Below are 15,380 nucleotides of genomic sequence, written 5' to 3'. Positions count from 1 at the left end.
CTGTAGTGGAAAATATTGTTAATATGCGTGAGTTGGGAGGTATTGTTACCCAACAAGGTATGCAAATAAAAACTAATAAGTTATTTAGATCGGGTAACCCTAGCTTAGCTAGTGAGAAGGATCGTGAATATTTACAACAGTTAACTCTCGATGAAGTTATAGATTTTCGTAGTGATAACGAAAAACGTAATTCAGAGCAAGTGTTTGCTGAATATTTTAATTGGGTAGCACAACCAATTTTTACAGGTGACTTAAGTGGCTTTTTTGGTAGTGGTCTTACTAAAAAGAAAGCTGTACGGGCAATGCATGATGTTTATCGACGTTTTCCTATAGAGTTTCAGCATCAGTTTCGTTATTTATTAAAACAGGCTGAGCAGGGTAAAACGATGCTTTATCACTGTACAGCTGGAAAAGATCGTACTGGATTTGCATCATTACTTTTATTGTCAGCATTAAGTGTTGATTTTGAGACAATTTTAGAAGATTACTTATATTCTAATAAAGCAGTGGCAGGATTAAAAAGGCAAATTGCTGATTTTATGGATAATGAAATTGATAATGAAGCATTAAATGCTATATTAGGTGTTTCGCCAGAGTATTTAGATCATTCATTACAAATGATTAATAAGGATTATGGTGGCGTTGATAGATACTTAACCCATACGCTAGATATAGACATAAAAGCTATTCGTGATCACTACTTAGAGGGTTAATGATTTTATGGATACAGAGCTGGTACTGCAACTTCTACTATATCCAGCGATAGCTTTATTGGTTTTAGTGGTTGTGACGATATTGGTTGTTATATTTAAAAGAGCACAAGCATGGCCTTATCAAGCAGTACCAGTGATGTCACCGATTGAGAAAAAGTTTTATTGGCATCTCAAAAATACTTTCCCTAATTGTCATATTCTTGCCCAAGTGCATCTGAGTCAGGTTATTAGACCACCTAGAGGAAAAAATGAGCTAAAGTGGTTAAATAAAATATGGCATATGAGTTTGGATTATGTGATTTTAGATGATAGTTTAGAAATGGTAGCTGTTATTGAGTTAGATGATCGTAGCCATTTGCTAAAAAGAAGGCGAGAAGCGGATCAGCGTAAAAATAAAGCCCTTAAAGCTGCAGGTATAAGGTTAATACGTATTCAAACCAGTCATTTGCCTAATAGTGTACAGTTATTTAGTTTATTAGAAGGTAAAGAATAACATTGAGTTTGTGGACATAAACATAACGTAATAATTGAGTAATTATTCTCATAATAAGTAATCAATTATAATTACACATTTAAAAATATTCTTATAAGTGAAGTTATAAAGTATTTCAATAAGAAAGTTGATGAAAATATTAGTTATTTAGAGTTATAAAGGAAATTAAGCTTTGCAGTCTAACATGCAGCAATCACCATCTTTTATCGATGTATTAACACGTAATCTATTTTTATTAACGATTATGTGTATTTGTATTGGGTTAGGCGTAGTTGTTCATTTATTAAATATAGAGTCACTTGATACCTATTTTATACAAATTAAATCGGACCGTTTGGATTTTATCTTCTTTATTGGTGTTGCTGCTTGTTATATTTCTTTGTTATTTATTTTAATTGAAAAGTATTGGATTAATTTGCTTATCCAATTATTAACTACGCTTTTATTATTTATCTTATTAATTTTTGTTTTTAATCCTAGTTTAAAGATAAAAATTTATTTGTTTGATTATCATGGGGAATTTGCGACTCGTTCATGGGATAAAGTGAAGGAGCTACCTGTTGATAAAATGGTAAGCTTTAATTGGATACAAATGCCAAATAAAGAAGATCAATTATTTCCTCATGGAGTCGTTTGCCCTGCGAGTTATAGTCGTTATTTTTTGAGTTTTGTATTTACTTCTTATGAGATTTTACCTAAAGAAATTTATAGGGATCAACAAGGTGAAGTAGGTATTGCCTGTAATGATACAACAAGTTATTTAATGCAAACATGGCCTAGTAGGGAACAGGCTTTGTTAACAGAAGATTACCAGTATTTTTTAAAGTTAGATGATAATTTGATGGATGATTCGTCATATAGCCAACCCTTAGCTATTTCTATTGATAAATTACCCAGTTTACAAGGAATGATACAGAAATATTATAAAGGGGAAGAAACTCTATCAGAGAAAACAATGATGGAACCATCTTTTCTTAGAAAGATATTAAAAGCAAAAAATAAAGGGATAAATAATAAAAGAAAGGTAAAAAATAAAGGGTAAAAAAATGTCGTTACCCTTGAAAATACTCCTAATAATAATCTCTCATGCTAAAAACAGTCTCAGACTGTTTGTCTACAATCCATGTAAACCGACCTTGACATCCATACCACGCCTTAACTCCTGTTTCCGTGCAGGCCTCGCTTTGCTATCCCAAGCAGATAATCCCTGTTTAGAAGTACTCTTTTAAGAGTAACGACAATTCTGTATATCTCATCTCTGAGATATGATATAACCTTTACTTGGATTCATATTAGCAACCATTTAAATGTTGGTAAAGTGCTTTTTAATATAATTTCAAGAAAACCAGTGTTTGTTTGTAACAAAATATTTCTTATTTATTGTTAAGAAACATAAGGGCATGTTTCTTAAGATAATATGATATTATAAAAAGTTGCATATTATACTAAAAGGTGAATAAATGATAGAGGTAAATGAGTATTTCAATGGTACGGTTAAATCAATGGGATTTAATGCAGAAGGTTTTCCTGTCAGTGTTGGTGTAATGGAAAAAGGTGACTATGAATTTGCTACAGGTAAAGCAGAAGTAATGCGAGTTATTTGTGGTTTATTAACTATTAAATTAGCAGGTCAGCAAGAATGGCAGTCATATGCTGCAGGTACTTTTTTTCATGTGCCGGCTAATAGTAAGTTTCAAGTGAAAGCTAAGCTAACTACAGCTTATCTTTGTGAATATCATGAATAATCAATTATATCGCTATAGATTAACTTCCTTGCTATTTAGTATTTGTCGTATTAGAAAAAATCGAATGAATTGCAGTAAAATGGAATGCAAGGTGTTTAGTTAGAATTGATTCAATAATTTTTCTATTGAGTATTCATTAATATGGTAATAGGAGGTGGATGGTATTTACTATCCACCTTTACTATTTAACTATTGGTTTGTTACTGTTTTATTAGCACGAATTAAGCGTATATTCGCTAAATCACTTCCTGTTGGATCTTGGAATACTCTCAGACCAAACTCAGGTAGAATAGCAAGTAAGTGATCAAAGATATCAGATTGAATACTTTCATAAGCGTTCCAGCTAATATCATTGGTAAAGCAGTAAAGTTCTAAGGGTATGCCTTCAGCGGTTAATGCCAGTTGTCGTACTAGTAAAGTCATATTTTTATGTATTTTAGGATGACTTCTTAGGTATTTCTCTACATAGGCTCTAAAGGTTCCAAGATTGGTGATGCGACGACAATTTACTTCATGGTCATCGCCATGTTCTTTATTCCAGTTTTTTATTTCTTGATCTTTATCTGCTAAATATTCTTTTAATAAATTAAATTTTCTTAAATGACCTTCTTCTTCTTTAGTTAAGAAATGTATGCTATTTTGATCAATAAATAGGCTTCTTTTGATGCGACGTCCACCTGCTTCTGTCATTCCTTGCCAGTTTTTGAATGATTCTGATAAAAACTTTTTAGTAGGAATGCTGGTGATCGTTTTGTCCCAGTTTTGTACCTTAACAGTATGTAGGGCAATATCGATCACATCGCCATCTGCATTTACTTGTGGCATTTCAATCCAATCACCTACACGGATCATGCCGTTTGAAGAGATTTGTACACTAGCTACTAATGAAAGTAGGGTATCTTGGAAAACTAACATTAATACTGCAGCCATTGCACCTAAACCTGATAATAAAATTACAGGTGATTTATCAATTAGAGCAGCAATTATTAATATAGTGGCTATCGCATAGATAAAGATTTTAACAATCTGAACATAGCCTTTAATAGGCTTATTAACAGCATCTGGGCGTTTTTGCCAGAGTACATTGATAATATCTAATACATTACCTAAGGCAAGTACTAGGGTTAAGATAATAAAGGCTGCACAGACGTTATCTACTATTTGTACAAAAACTTCAGGAAGTCCTGGAACTAAATTGATTCCTAATGCTAAAACCATAGCGGGGACTACATTTGATAGACGTGAAACTACATTGTATCTGTTTAAAACATCATCATGTTTTAAAACTGTAGCTTGTAATAGCTTGGTTATACCACGTACTAAAATTCGTTTAACAATAAAGTTTGCAACCCAAGCGATAATAATAAGTATACTAAGGCAAATAATAGTAAAAAATAGAGGATATTCTCGTAACCAACTGATCGTGTCATTGTAATACTGCATGTCTTCCTTCTCTTTATTTATTAGTAATTTATTAATTAAAGTTTTATAGCCTAACATATCACTATTCTGAGACAAGCCCAAAAATGTAATTAGATTTTTAGTGAAGTTAAAGTTGCTTTTTTTAGGGAACTTTTATTGACTTTGTTGTTTGGATAAGGTAAAAGATAACTATTATGTTTTTTTATGAGATTTCTTTCGCCTTTTCATTATTCTCCATGAAGTACCATTGGACTGGGGATATCTGAGTTCGTCTTTCTTTTTAGGGTACCTTGTTACCTTTCTTTGTTAATAACTTTTATTGGTTAAAACACATCTCGATAGTAGTTTTTCTATATCGATTTTATGTGCCTGTTATTTAGGTATATAAGGATAATAATGCGTTCTTGGATTTATTTATTGGTAGCTATTGGTTGCGAGATTATTGGACTAGTAGCTATGAAACTGGCCAGTACAAACTACCCCATGTTAGGTCATTTAGTGATGTATATAATGATTGGTGGTTCTTTTTATTTACTATCATTGGCTGTAAGAAAAATACCCTTAGGTGTAGCGTATGCATTGTGGGAAGGGATTGGAATTGTTCTAATTACAATCATCAGTGTGGCATTATTTAATGAATATTTAAATGCTTATAAAATATTAGGGCTAGGCTTGTTAGTATCAGGCATTCTACTCATCAAACTGGGTGTTCATAGTCCAAAAGAAGTAAAGCAATATGATAGCTCGGAGGCTATATGAGTGATTTAGCATGGTGGCATGTAGCATTTTTAATTTTAGCTATTGTGCTAGAAGTGATTGCTAATGTATTAATTAAATACTCTGATGGCTTTACTAAAAAAATATGGGGAGTGATCGGGATTTTATGTATTCTGGCCGCCTTTTCCTCTCTTGCACAAGCTGTTAAGGGTATTGACTTATCCGTGGCTTATGCAATTTGGGGGAGTTTTGGTATTTTAGCGACTGTGACATTAGGTTGGATACTTTTTAAACAACGGCTTAAATTACATGGTTGGCTAGGTATAGTGCTACTAGTAGCTGGCATGTCATTACTAAAATTAGCATAATTAAATAGTTTTATATTGACTTAGTAAGGTTGATTGTTGTGACACAATGTCCTATGCTGATTTTAACCTCTTTATAGGATAAAAATATTTCTTGTAGGGAGTATTTAGTTGCTATGTATTTAGCAACAACAATTAATACAGGAGTCAAACAATGCCAAAAATGAAAGCTGCTGTTTTTGTAGAAAAAAATCGTATCGTTTTAGAAGACAAACCCATTCCAGAGGTAGGTCCTTTAGATGCATTAGTACGAATAACAACAACAACTATTTGTGGTACTGATGTTCATATTCTTAAAGGTGAATACCCTGTTGCAAGAGGTCTGACAATTGGTCATGAGCCTGTTGGTATTATTGAAAAGTTAGGTAGTCAAGTTACAGGTTTTAAAGAAGGACAACGTGTTATTGCTGGTGCTATTACGCCAAGTGGTCACAGTAATGCTTGTATGTGTGGTTGTAGTTCACAGGATGGTCCTGATACTAAACATGGTTTCAAACATATAGGTGGCTGGAAGTTTGGTAATACCATAGATGGTTCACAGGCAGAATATATTTTAGTGAATGATGCCCAAGCTAACCTCTGTGTAATTCCAGATGGCTTATCAGATACAGAAGTATTGATGTGTCCTGATATTATGTCCACTGGTTTCTCAGGTGCTGAGCGTGGTGCTGTTAAAATTGGTGATACGGTTGTAGTGTTTGCATTAGGCCCTATTGGATTATGTGCTGTGGCGGGTGCTAAATTATTAGGTGCTACTACTATTATTGGTGTGGATACTGTAGCCGCGCGTATGGATGTGGCTAAAAAGCTTGGTGCAAGTCATGTAGTTGACTTTAAGAAAGGTGATTCAGTACAACAAATCATGGCGTTAACAGATGGCCGCGGTGTGGATGTGGCCATTGAGGCATTAGGTACTCAAGGTACTTTTGAATCATGTCTTAGATCACTACGTCCAGGTGGTAGATTATCAAGTTTAGGTGTTTATTCTAACGATCTTAAAATACCTTTAGATGCCTATGCTGCAGGGTTAGGTGATATCGATATTGTAAGTGGTCTCTGCCCAGGGGGTAAGGAGCGTATGCGACGTTTGATGGAGGTAGTTGCATCGGGTCGTGTCGATCTTAAACCGTTAGTAACGCATCACTATAAATTAGATCAAATAGAAGAAGCTTATGATCTATTTGCTAACCAACGTGATGGTGTAATGAAGATTGCAATTACACCATGACCTAACATAGTTGTTTAATAAGAAACCCTTTAATAAGACTACTAAAGGGTTTTTTATGGTTATAAATTAGTTTTCTTGTAAGTTATGTAGACGTTCTTTAATCCATTCAATACGACTCTTACGTTTATCTAATTGTGAACGACCAAAGCTTTCAGTAATACGATCAAGTACTACTGCTAAAAGAACAACAGCTAAGCCACTTTTAAATCCTAAACTAATATTAAGGGTATTTAAACTGCCATTAACTAGTTGTCCTAAGCCTTCGACGCCCACCATAGAAGCAATAATAACCATAGAGAGTGACATCATTAAACATTGATTTACGCCTGTCATAATAGAAGGCATAGCATTGGGTAGTTGTACTTTAAATAAGAGTTGCCAATATGTACAACCAAACGAACGACCAGCTTCTAATAGTTCTCTATTCACCTGTCTTATTCCTAAGTGGGTCAGTCGTACAGCGGGAGGCATAGCAAAAATAATGGTAGCAATAATACCCACACTATAACCAATACTAAATAACATGGTAACGGGTATTAAATAAACGAAAGCTGGCATAGTTTGCATTAAGTCGAGAATTGGGCGTACTACATACTCTACATAACGGCTTTTGGCCATACAGATACCTAATGGAATACCAATAATAAGACTGATAAGCGTAGAGCTTAATACTAAGCCTAAGGTAATCATGGTTGCATCCCAGTATCCTACAGGTTTGCCTAACTCATAAAGAAGATAAGGTAAATATAAGTAAGAAATGGCAGAAATAATATAAGTAACTCTATTTCGCCATATACTCAGTACAGATAACCAAATGGCAAGTAACGATAATTCCCAAAAGCCATTAGCAAAGCCATAGAGAATAAGCAGTAAAGCAAGCGCAGTAAAGATAGCAAAACGATAGCTAATTCGCCAAAATGCTAACCCCACAAAAACAGCAATAACTAGCCAAGGTGGAATAATAAGCAAAAAAGCTTCAATCGTTTTACCAAGATACTCTAAACTATCCCCAACAGTATTAAAAAAAGTGCCACAGTTATTTTGTAAAAAGTCGACACCACGTTCAATAGCATCGCCCAAATCAAACTCAATGGTCATTGTTGGCTCCATATAATGCACTTAATACTTGTGCTTCAGAAATAAAGCCACAATGTTTATTTTGTTCATCAACAACCAATAATGCTTTTTTATTCATAACTAAGTTTTCTATAACATCTGATAATAAAGTATTAGCAGAGATTGATTCCAAGGGAGTAGGTTGTTCTGGAGGTAATGGAACAGCAATATCAATTGCTTTAATAAAACGGGTAGTATCAATGGTATCAAAGAAACTACGCACATACTCATTAGCAGGGTTATTAATTAGTTGCTGAGGTGTACCTGTTTGAACTAAGCAGCCATCTTGCATAATAGCGATTCGTGAGCCAATACGTAGTGCTTCCTCAATATCGTGGGATACAAAAATAATCGTCCGGCGATGCTCTTTTTGCAGCTGTAAAAGCATATCCTGCATTTCCCGACGTTTTAATGGGTCTAATGCGGAGAATGCCTCGTCCATAATGAGTATAGAAGGATTGAGAGCTAATGCTCTAGCCAATCCTACACGTTGTTGCATACCACCTGATAATTCATGAGGATATTTTTTAGCAAAGGTAGCTAATCCCATTTGCTCAAGTACTTCCATCGCTCGTTTTTCACGTTGTTTACGTGGTACTTTAGCGACTTCTAGTCCAAAAGCTACATTGCCTAGCGCTGTACGGTTGGGCAATAATGCAAAGGATTGAAAAACCATACTCATTTCGCGACAACGTAATGCAATGATTTCTCTAGTATTTAGTTTGAAAATATTACGATTATCAATCAATACTTCACCTACTGTAGGTTCGTATAATCGATTAATAAGACGAGCAAGGGTAGATTTACCAGAACCAGATAACCCCATAATTACAAAGATTTCTCCCTCATTAATTTCAAGAGAAACATTGTTAATACCTACTAATAGCTCTTTTTCTTCAAGAATTTGTTCTTTTGACCATCCCTGTTGTAATAGCTCTATAGCTTCTTTGGGGCGGTTACCAAAAATCTTGTAAAGGTTGCGAACCAATATTTTTGGAGATTGCATTGAAATTCCTTGACTCTACCTAATATAAGTATCTAATGATCAATAATTTAGCCATTATACTGTATTTATACTAATATTGTGGTAGTGGTCTTGCCTTAATTTAATATTATTAATTTAGCTATAACTTCAGCAATTTAGTAAATTAGAACAATAATTTTAAGCAACTAGTATTGGCTGTTAATGTCTAATTAATCTAAACAGTTAAACCCTATATATAAGAAAGTAAAATAGATATTAAATAATAAAGAATTTAATATAGAAGTATTGATATATTTATATTGGTAGCTTATAGGAGGTGTTCTATGAGAGTCATTTTAGTAATAGTTATTGGGCTAGTATTGGCCGCTTGTACAACAGCGACTACGCAAAAATATGATGCAGTATTAAACAATTGGCTTAATAAACCAGAGATAGAGTTAATAAATAGTTGGGGAGCTCCTGATAATGTATATGAATTAGGTGATAAAAAATTTATCGCTTATTACTCTCAACATAACAGATATATCCCTAAAACTACTTATCGTTATCAGCCGTTTTTCGTAGGTGGGTGGCCTTATTATGATCCTATAGATGATACCTCTTATCAGGTTATTGCTGAAATTTGTAAAACAACTTTTACCATTGAAGCTGAAAAAATAACCAACTGGAGTCATCAAGGAAGTGGTTGTGTTACCGAATAGATTTTTACCAGAAAGTTGTTATTTATAATAAAAAAAATAAATAATAGGTAAGAAGTGTTATAACTTTATTGATATAAGGAAATAATAAATAGTTATAAGCATAATCAAATAAATTCAGTTTTTTTGATCTTGGTTGGTGTTTTGTCTTGTTACAATTTCCTATACTAAATACTCGGTTATTTTGGGAGCACGATTTGCCAATCCACTCTGAAAGTTATTAACAGTAGTAAGATTGACAGTATCAAGTTTTTGGGAATTACCGTTTTAGGCCTTTTAATAAGGTATGTTTGTTTAATAATATATTATAAAGAAGTAAATCTGGAGTTGGTTATGGCAGAACGTGAAATTGGCACTGTTAAATGGTTTAATGATGCTAAAGGATTTGGATTTATAGTGCGCGATAATGGTGTAGATGTATTTGTGCACTATCAAGCTATTCGTGGTGAAGGGCATCGTTCTTTAACAGATGGTCAAAAAGTGGAGTTTTCAGTAGTGCAAGGACAAAAGGGACTGCAGGCTGAAGATGTAGTTAAAGTATAATTAAGCATATAGTGTTACAAAATCCTAACTTAGTTAACTAAGTTAGGATTTTTTTTGTGCAATTGTTAGAATTAAGAAAGTTACTTATAATGAATAAATATAACTGAATGTGTTTTGATAACACGCTATTGTCTATTGATTATATTTTTGAATAGCCCTAGGGGATGATGTTGATGAAAAAAATATTAAGTTGTTCTATGTTAGCTCTTGCTATTGGTGTAACAGGCTGTACATCTACAAATACAACCAGTGGTGGTGCTGTGGGTGTAGAGCGTAAACAATATATGTTTAGCATGTTATCAGAGCAAGAAGTCAATAATATGTATGCTGAAGCTTATGCAGAAACTTTAAAAGAGGCACAGGCTCAAGGTGCTTTAGTAAGTAAAAATGATAAGCAAATGAAGCGTCTTCAAACAGTTGCTAATCGTTTAGTAGCGCAAGTAGGTACTTTCCGTCCTGATGCAAAAAATTGGAAATGGGAAGTTAATTTAGTTAAAAGTGATGAAATTAATGCTAACTGTGGTCCAGGTGGCAAGATTATTTTCTATACAGGCATTATTGATACATTACAGTTAACAGATGACGAAATAGCTGCCATTATGGGCCATGAAATTGCCCATGCATTGCGTGAGCATGGTCGTGAGTCAATGTCTAAAGCGTATGGTGTAGGTGCGGCAAGTGAAGTTGCAGGTATGTTTGGCGTTAAAACAGATAGCATTAATTTAGCCCAAACAGGCGTTAACTATTTAATGACTCTACCTAATAGTCGTACTAATGAAAATGAAGCAGATTTAATAGGTTTAGAACTATCAGCTCGTGCGGGTTATAATCCAGAGGCTGCTATTACTTTATGGCAAAAAATGAATAAGTTAGGTGGTTCTGGTCCTGAGTTTATGAGTACCCATCCATCTAATGATAATCGCATTGCTTCTTTACAAGCTACCATGCCAAAAGTAATGCCATTGTATGAAGCTGCTAAGAAAGCTAAATAAAAGCAGCTAGTATTAATAAAAAAGGACTAACTAAGGTTAGTCCTTTTTTATTGCAGAATTATTTTTCTATGGTTGAGTTTGAGTAGCTATTGTAAACAGCATCCCTAATATCATTAGGGAATTGTCCATACATTCCTTCTAATGCAGTATTAGTGAAAATAACAACTGCTATTTTTTTTACAGGATCGTAAAACCAATTATGACCATAAACACCACCCCATTGTATAGTTCCTTGTGATTGCGGTGTCTTAGCTAATGTAGGGTTTTCTAAAATAGCTCCACCATAGCCAAAGCTCCAGCCTAAATCATAAGATTGGGCTAAACCATTGGTTTGGTCTTTTAACATTTGTTGTACTGTAGAGCCAGTTAAAATAGGTTGACCATTATCTTCTATGGCTTGAAGAAAGTGCATAAAATCTGGAGCAGTTCCTAACATTCCTGCGCCGCCAGAAGGATATGAGTTAAGATTAGCATAGCGATTAGGCACAAAAGAAATCTTACTTCCTCCCATAATGGGTAGTTCAGTCTGTTCTTTCATGGGTTGCGGTTCTGGATTATCGTTAGTATAAGGTGTAGCTAAGCGATCAATAGCATTAGTAGTAAAGCCAGTATCTTGCATGGCTAAGGGTTTAGTAACATAAGTTGCTACTACTTCTGATAAGGGTTGATTAGTGGCTTTACTTAATACCGCTCCTAATACATCGATAGCAAGGGAGTATTTCCAATTAGTACCTGGTTTATAAATTAATGGTACACTGGCAATACGCTGTAAGTTTTCTTCCATTGATAAACCAGGTTGATCTAAACCGTCGGAAACTTTTGCTTGATGATAAGGACCTGTATCGCCTTCAAAAAAACCATAGTTTAAACCAGCCGTATGAGTAAGCAATTGTTTGATAGTAATAATTGGTGTTGTTCCATCAGCCAACTTTGGTTTGAAATTAGGTAGGTATTTAGTAACAGGATCATCCAAGCTAATTTTGTGTTCTTCAATAAGTTTTAAGGCAGCCGCTGTTACAAGAGGCTTGCTAACAGAAGATAAACGAAAGATAGTATCTAATGTCATAGGGCGCTGTGCTTCTCGATCAGCAAACCCCGCCGCTCGTTGGTAGACTAGTTCACCATGCTCGCTTACTAATACCACTGCACCTACTATGCGTTGTTCATCAATTGCTTGATCTATGACTGTATTTAATCGCTCAGTTAACTCTAATTGATTAGCAAAAGTAGTTGTAGGCAATAAAAATAATAATAGCCAAAAAAATATAGGGGTTGTAGAGTATTGCTTCATAACATTATTCCCTTTGCTTATGGTAAGTTATTTAGACCAGTATAAGCCAATAGTTAGTTCAAACCTATATATTCTTTGATTAGGCTACATTAGTTGCTACTAAAGATATTCTGATTAAATGTTATAAAATAATACTAAGATTTATTGATAATGAAGGTAGAAATAATTAATTAACTAACTATTTCTACCCTGAACATTAATCCTAGATAGTGATTGCTTGATAGATAGCAAAGCCAGCCATTGCTACAAATAATAGCGCAGCCACAATATGAATAGCTCTTAATGGTAGTTTCTCTGCACTAAAATTACCTAATAATACAGCAGGGACATTGGCTATCATCATGCCTACTGTAGTACCTGCAACTACCCAGAATAAAGAATTATATTGGGCAGCTAACATAACTGTTGCGATTTGAGTTTTATCACCCATTTCAGCGAGAAAGAAAGCAATAAAAGTGGCGACAAAGGGGCCAAACTTTTTAATAGCAGAACTTTCATCGTCATCTAGTTTATCAGGAATTAGTATCCAGATGGCCATAGCAAGGAAACAGGCAGCCAGAATCCAACTCAGTGTTGTAGGTGAGAAAAGAGCTGTTAACCAATGACCAACAGCACCAGCAATAAAATGATTAGCTAATGTGGATAATAGAATGCCTAAAATAATGGGAATAGGGGCACGAAAACGAGCAGCAAGTACTAAAGCAAGAAGTTGTGTTTTATCACCCATCTCAGCTAAAGCAACAATACCAGTAGAAACTAAGAATGCTTCCATTAGACTTTCCATAAGGGTGGGACAATTTTACTATGACACATATAACCAGCCCACCCAACAAGTCTGGTTATCTATGCCATAGGTCTTGTCAAACCGTTAGGTCGTTTACACCATGATCAGGAGGATCAAGTATGTTGATGTAAACCCAGTTAAAATGTAACTGGAGACTACTCCCCTAAGGACGAGGTGCATTTTGCCTTAAAAAAAGTTAATTTGGCAAGTGTTAATTGTGAACTGGCAAAAATTACTTATAAATTATGTAAATAATTTATGCTGTTTTATAGAAACTAATCCATATATAAATTAATTAGAGTAAACTATTATTTTTAAGTCGTATAAGTAAGTTTTTAATAATGGCTATTGATCCTTTTAATCGCTTGTCCGTTAATCAAGAAGTATTAACGGTTACCCAATTAAATCGCTGTGCACGCTCTATGTTAGAGGAGGTGTTTGCAGGCGTATGGGTTGTGGGTGAAATTTCTAACTTAGCAAAGCCAGCATCGGGTCATATTTATTTCACCCTTAAAGATCAAGATGCGCAAATCCGTTGTGCATTATTTCGCCAGCATGCATTACGAGTAAGGGAGGCTTTACGTGATGGGGTAGCCATCAAAGCCTATGGTAAAGTTTCTATATTTGAAGGGCGTGGTGATTATCAACTGATTGTTGAGCGTTTAGAGCCTGCTGGGGATGGTTCGTTAAAATTAGCTTTTGAGTTATTACAGAAAAAACTAGAGCAAGAAGGATTATTTGCTGCTGATATTAAGAAAACTTTACCACAACACCCTAAACGAATAGGTATTGTTACTTCGCCAACAGGTGCTGTGATTCGTGATATTGTGAGTGTATTTAAACGTCGTGCACCACAAGTAGAGTTAATATTAGTACCTACGGCTGTGCAGGGTAAAGAAGCTACTGCACAAATAATTAAAGCGTTACAGCTAGCTGATAAGCAGCAGTTTGATGCGATTATTTTAGCCAGAGGCGGTGGTTCTTTGGAAGATTTATGGTGTTTTAATGAAGAAGTCGTTGCACGTGCTATTGCTGCTTGTGTAACGCCTATTGTCAGTGGCGTGGGACATGAAACAGATGTAACTATTGCTGATTTCGTGGCTGACGTACGTGCGCCAACACCCTCAGCTGCAGCAGAATTATTAGCACCTCATCATCAAGACTGGTTGGCAACGCTTAATCAATTACAACAGCGTTTAGAACGAACTATTAGGGAACGCTTAACACGTTATCAATTAACTGTTGATGGATTTACTAAAAGATTACGCCATCCTCGTGACCAGTTACAACAACAAACACAGCGTATTGATGATTTAGAAATGCGTTTAATAAGAAGTTTTAAGCAGCAATTACTGACTTATCGCCAACATATTACACAGTTAGATAGTCGTTTATTAGCACAACATCCAAAGAAACAGTTACAAATTAGTCAACAACAAATTATAGTTCTACGGCAACAGTTAAAACGTTTAATTCAAGATAAATTAAAGCAAGTACAATTACAGTTGGCTAGTCAAGTACAAGCATTACAAATAGTTAGCCCATTAGCTACCCTTGAGCGTGGTTATAGTATTGTATTAACTGAAAAGGGACAGGTTGTGCAAGAGTCATCAAAAACTACAGTTGGACAAAAGTTAACAGTTAAACTCTATAAAGGTGAGTTAAAAGTTAATATATTAGATAATCAACAATATCCTGTTAATTTGTCACTATTAGAGGATTAAAGTACGTAAACTAATTCATAAGCCAAATGAATCAGTGCCACTTTTTTTCCTTGTTTATTAATTCGTTCCTCAATATCAAAAGGTGTAAAACCTAATTGTTTATAAAGTAACAGTGCAGCAGAGTTTTCATTAAAACAAGAAACCTGTACTTGATTTGCTTGGTAGTGTTCACGCGCTTTACGAGTCATGGTTTTCATAAGGTATTTAGCAATTCCTTGACCACGTAATTTAGGATTTATTATAACATTGCCTATTTTACAGCAACCACCTGACTCCCAATGGTAAAAATCTGCAAAACCTGCTATTTCTCGATCTTTTTCTATAACAGTGGCGTGGGTGCGTTGATCAATCGCTAACATCAACTGTTCCACAGTTAAGGGATAGTCTGCTTTAGGATAAAAGAAAAACAATTCTTCGGGTGTTTGTGGAAACTGGCAAATGATTGCTAAATCATCCTGTTGGACAGATCGATGTATAAGCATTATTACTACCCATAATTAAATTTATGGTTCGATTATACTCTTTTTATAGCTCAATCATATTAACAAGGAATTTTGCTATCAG

At 34.7% G+C, this 15,380-nt stretch carries 17 protein-coding genes and 1 riboswitch; of the genes, 11 read left to right on the top strand and 6 right to left on the bottom strand.

The window, feature by feature from the left end; translation table 11 throughout:
- Positions 1-5: 5 nt before the first annotated feature.
- The 4 genes from MTZ49_RS15645 to MTZ49_RS15630 all read left to right on the top strand — a co-directional run bounded on the left by MTZ49_RS15645 (position 6) and on the right by MTZ49_RS15630 (position 2,951).
- Positions 6-713 carry a tyrosine-protein phosphatase gene (locus MTZ49_RS15645; RefSeq protein ID WP_264746379.1) on the top strand — a complete coding sequence of 236 codons (708 nt, stop codon included), beginning with the start codon at positions 6-8 and terminating at the stop codon, positions 711-713.
- A gap of 7 nt (positions 714-720) precedes the next feature.
- A complete protein-coding gene (locus tag MTZ49_RS15640) occupies positions 721-1,206 on the top strand; it encodes a DUF2726 domain-containing protein (protein WP_264746378.1) in 486 nt (161 codons plus the stop codon).
- A 184-nt stretch (positions 1,207-1,390) separates the two neighbouring features.
- Positions 1,391-2,248 carry a hypothetical protein gene (locus MTZ49_RS15635; protein ID WP_264746377.1) on the top strand — a complete coding sequence of 286 codons (858 nt, stop codon included), beginning with the start codon at positions 1,391-1,393 and terminating at the stop codon, positions 2,246-2,248.
- A gap of 418 nt (positions 2,249-2,666) precedes the next feature.
- Positions 2,667-2,951, top strand: coding sequence for a pyrimidine/purine nucleoside phosphorylase (locus tag MTZ49_RS15630; protein ID WP_264746376.1), 285 nt, complete (start codon positions 2,667-2,669; stop codon positions 2,949-2,951).
- Between the two features lie 189 nt (positions 2,952-3,140).
- On the opposite strand, the gene MTZ49_RS15625 is transcribed toward MTZ49_RS15630, so the two are convergent.
- Complete coding sequence (locus MTZ49_RS15625; RefSeq protein WP_264746375.1) at positions 3,141-4,394, bottom strand: mechanosensitive ion channel family protein; 1,254 nt, start codon at positions 4,392-4,394, stop codon at positions 3,141-3,143.
- A gap of 375 nt (positions 4,395-4,769) precedes the next feature.
- Between MTZ49_RS15625 and MTZ49_RS15620 the strand changes: the two genes are divergently transcribed.
- From MTZ49_RS15620 to MTZ49_RS15610, 3 genes are all read left to right on the top strand, one after another.
- Positions 4,770-5,132, top strand: coding sequence for an SMR family transporter (locus MTZ49_RS15620; protein WP_264746374.1), 363 nt, complete (start codon positions 4,770-4,772; stop codon positions 5,130-5,132).
- On the top strand, positions 5,129-5,458 hold the full coding sequence (mdtI, locus tag MTZ49_RS15615) for a multidrug/spermidine efflux SMR transporter subunit MdtI (RefSeq protein WP_264746373.1): 330 nt from the start codon (positions 5,129-5,131) through the stop codon (positions 5,456-5,458). Before MTZ49_RS15620 ends, mdtI begins: the two co-directional genes overlap by 4 nt.
- A 151-nt stretch (positions 5,459-5,609) precedes the next feature.
- Positions 5,610-6,683, top strand: a complete 1,074-nt coding sequence (locus tag MTZ49_RS15610; protein ID WP_264746372.1) for an NAD(P)-dependent alcohol dehydrogenase — start codon at positions 5,610-5,612, stop codon at positions 6,681-6,683.
- Positions 6,684-6,749: 66 nt separating this feature from the next.
- Here MTZ49_RS15610 and MTZ49_RS15605 read toward each other — a convergent pair whose 3' ends face one another.
- Positions 6,750-7,781, bottom strand: coding sequence for an ABC transporter permease (locus MTZ49_RS15605; protein WP_264746371.1), 1,032 nt, complete (start codon positions 7,779-7,781; stop codon positions 6,750-6,752).
- Complete coding sequence (locus MTZ49_RS15600; RefSeq protein ID WP_264746370.1) at positions 7,771-8,805, bottom strand: quaternary amine ABC transporter ATP-binding protein; 1,035 nt, start codon at positions 8,803-8,805, stop codon at positions 7,771-7,773. Before MTZ49_RS15600 ends, MTZ49_RS15605 begins: the two co-directional genes overlap by 11 nt.
- 302 nt (positions 8,806-9,107) lie before the next feature.
- Here MTZ49_RS15600 and MTZ49_RS15595 point away from each other — a divergent pair, with 302 nt between their 5' ends.
- The 3 genes from MTZ49_RS15595 to MTZ49_RS15585 all read left to right on the top strand — a co-directional run bounded on the left by MTZ49_RS15595 (position 9,108) and on the right by MTZ49_RS15585 (position 11,017).
- Positions 9,108-9,485 carry a hypothetical protein gene (locus MTZ49_RS15595; RefSeq protein ID WP_264746369.1) on the top strand — a complete coding sequence of 126 codons (378 nt, stop codon included), beginning with the start codon at positions 9,108-9,110 and terminating at the stop codon, positions 9,483-9,485.
- A gap of 330 nt (positions 9,486-9,815) precedes the next feature.
- Positions 9,816-10,025, top strand: coding sequence for a cold-shock protein (locus tag MTZ49_RS15590; RefSeq protein ID WP_201090755.1), 210 nt, complete (start codon positions 9,816-9,818; stop codon positions 10,023-10,025).
- Between the two features lie 173 nt (positions 10,026-10,198).
- The gene (locus tag MTZ49_RS15585) at positions 10,199-11,017 is read left to right on the top strand and encodes a M48 family metallopeptidase (RefSeq protein ID WP_264746368.1); all 819 of its coding nucleotides are present in this window, start codon (positions 10,199-10,201) and stop codon (positions 11,015-11,017) included.
- Between the two features lie 58 nt (positions 11,018-11,075).
- Here MTZ49_RS15585 and MTZ49_RS15580 read toward each other — a convergent pair whose 3' ends face one another.
- Both MTZ49_RS15580 and MTZ49_RS15575 read right to left on the bottom strand, forming a co-directional pair.
- Positions 11,076-12,308 (bottom strand): serine hydrolase domain-containing protein, encoded by a 1,233-nt coding sequence (locus MTZ49_RS15580; protein ID WP_264746367.1) that lies wholly within the window; start codon positions 12,306-12,308, stop codon positions 11,076-11,078.
- Positions 12,309-12,510: 202 nt separating this feature from the next.
- Positions 12,511-13,080, bottom strand: a complete 570-nt coding sequence (locus MTZ49_RS15575) for a TMEM165/GDT1 family protein (protein WP_264746366.1) — start codon at positions 13,078-13,080, stop codon at positions 12,511-12,513.
- A gap of 52 nt (positions 13,081-13,132) precedes the next feature.
- A riboswitch (yybP-ykoY riboswitch) is annotated at positions 13,133-13,268 on the bottom strand.
- A 165-nt stretch (positions 13,269-13,433) separates the two neighbouring features.
- Between MTZ49_RS15575 and xseA the strand changes: the two genes are divergently transcribed.
- Positions 13,434-14,816: an exodeoxyribonuclease VII large subunit gene (xseA, locus tag MTZ49_RS15570; RefSeq protein ID WP_264746365.1), complete on the top strand. Its 1,383-nt coding sequence runs from the start codon at positions 13,434-13,436 to the stop codon at positions 14,814-14,816.
- Here the strand turns inward: xseA and MTZ49_RS15565 are convergent.
- A complete protein-coding gene (locus tag MTZ49_RS15565) occupies positions 14,813-15,298 on the bottom strand; it encodes an N-acetyltransferase family protein (protein WP_413774160.1) in 486 nt (161 codons plus the stop codon). The two genes, xseA and MTZ49_RS15565, sit on opposite strands and share 4 nt — an antisense overlap.
- Between the last annotated feature and the right edge of the window lie 82 nt (positions 15,299-15,380).

It is taken from the genome of Entomomonas sp. E2T0 (genome assembly GCF_025985425.1).
Taxonomy (GTDB): Bacteria; Pseudomonadota; Gammaproteobacteria; order Pseudomonadales; family Pseudomonadaceae; genus Entomomonas.
Note: the sequence above shows the minus strand (reverse complement) of the source record. Positions and strands in the feature narration are given on the sequence as shown.

What these genes read in the sequence shown, in the direction of transcription:
- MTZ49_RS15640 (WP_264746378.1), top strand. Translation starts at nt 721, where the DNA reads ATGGATACAGAGCTGGTACTGCAACTTCTACTATATCCAGCGATAGCT.
- MTZ49_RS15635 (WP_264746377.1), top strand. Translation starts at nt 1,391, where the DNA reads ATGCAGCAATCACCATCTTTTATCGATGTATTAACACGTAATCTATTT.
- MTZ49_RS15630 (WP_264746376.1), top strand. Translation starts at nt 2,667, where the DNA reads ATGATAGAGGTAAATGAGTATTTCAATGGTACGGTTAAATCAATGGGA.
- MTZ49_RS15625 (WP_264746375.1), bottom strand. Translation starts at nt 4,394, where the DNA reads ATGCAGTATTACAATGACACGATCAGTTGGTTACGAGAATATCCTCTA.
- MTZ49_RS15620 (WP_264746374.1), top strand. Translation starts at nt 4,770, where the DNA reads ATGCGTTCTTGGATTTATTTATTGGTAGCTATTGGTTGCGAGATTATT.
- mdtI (WP_264746373.1), top strand. Translation starts at nt 5,129, where the DNA reads ATGAGTGATTTAGCATGGTGGCATGTAGCATTTTTAATTTTAGCTATT.
- MTZ49_RS15610 (WP_264746372.1), top strand. Translation starts at nt 5,610, where the DNA reads ATGCCAAAAATGAAAGCTGCTGTTTTTGTAGAAAAAAATCGTATCGTT.
- MTZ49_RS15605 (WP_264746371.1), bottom strand. Translation starts at nt 7,781, where the DNA reads ATGACCATTGAGTTTGATTTGGGCGATGCTATTGAACGTGGTGTCGAC.
- MTZ49_RS15600 (WP_264746370.1), bottom strand. Translation starts at nt 8,805, where the DNA reads ATGCAATCTCCAAAAATATTGGTTCGCAACCTTTACAAGATTTTTGGT.
- MTZ49_RS15595 (WP_264746369.1), top strand. Translation starts at nt 9,108, where the DNA reads ATGAGAGTCATTTTAGTAATAGTTATTGGGCTAGTATTGGCCGCTTGT.
- MTZ49_RS15590 (WP_201090755.1), top strand. Translation starts at nt 9,816, where the DNA reads ATGGCAGAACGTGAAATTGGCACTGTTAAATGGTTTAATGATGCTAAA.
- MTZ49_RS15585 (WP_264746368.1), top strand. Translation starts at nt 10,199, where the DNA reads ATGAAAAAAATATTAAGTTGTTCTATGTTAGCTCTTGCTATTGGTGTA.
- MTZ49_RS15580 (WP_264746367.1), bottom strand. Translation starts at nt 12,308, where the DNA reads ATGAAGCAATACTCTACAACCCCTATATTTTTTTGGCTATTATTATTT.
- MTZ49_RS15575 (WP_264746366.1), bottom strand. Translation starts at nt 13,080, where the DNA reads ATGGAAGCATTCTTAGTTTCTACTGGTATTGTTGCTTTAGCTGAGATG.
- xseA (WP_264746365.1), top strand. Translation starts at nt 13,434, where the DNA reads ATGGCTATTGATCCTTTTAATCGCTTGTCCGTTAATCAAGAAGTATTA.
- MTZ49_RS15565 (WP_413774160.1), bottom strand. Translation starts at nt 15,298, where the DNA reads ATGCTTATACATCGATCTGTCCAACAGGATGATTTAGCAATCATTTGC.